This window comes from Neisseria sp. HMSC03D10 (assembly GCF_001807625.1).
GTDB classification, from domain to species: Bacteria; Pseudomonadota; Gammaproteobacteria; order Burkholderiales; family Neisseriaceae; genus Neisseria; species Neisseria mucosa.
The window spans coordinates 29,991-30,349 of sequence record NZ_KV789536.1 but is presented as its reverse complement, the minus strand read 5'-3'; the positions used below and the strand labels follow the sequence as shown (position 1 = coordinate 30,349).

General features: G+C 55.4%; 1 protein-coding gene. It reads right to left on the bottom strand.

Annotated elements, in window-relative coordinates; translation table 11 throughout:
• Window positions 1–164: 164 nt before the first annotated feature.
• Window positions 165–359 (bottom strand): hypothetical protein (locus tag HMPREF3066_RS13120; protein WP_168160655.1); only part of this gene is annotated, 195 nt, incomplete at its 5' end.

The window sequence follows — 359 nt, the reverse complement described above, 5'->3', positions numbered from 1 at the left end:
GCCGCCTTCAGGCGGCTGTGTGTTGAAACCTGTATCCGGTCCGATGTATTGCACGGGGTTGATCCAGCCGCCTTCAGGCGGCTGTGTGTTGAAACTATAAAATTTATCATTTGCTGAAAAAGGAAGAATCACCAGCCGCCTTCAGGCGGCTGTGTGTTGAAACTTTAATCAACATCCAGCCGGTCGCAAACGTGTTGATACCAGCCGCCTTCAGGCGGCTGTGTGTTGAAACGCCCAAGTGCGTTAAGGCTTTCGTCACTCGCTGCCCAGCCGCCTTCAGGCGGCTGTGTGTTGAAACGAGCAGACATCACGCACCGAAGCCGCCAGCATAGCCAGCCGCCTTCAGGCGGCTGTGTGTT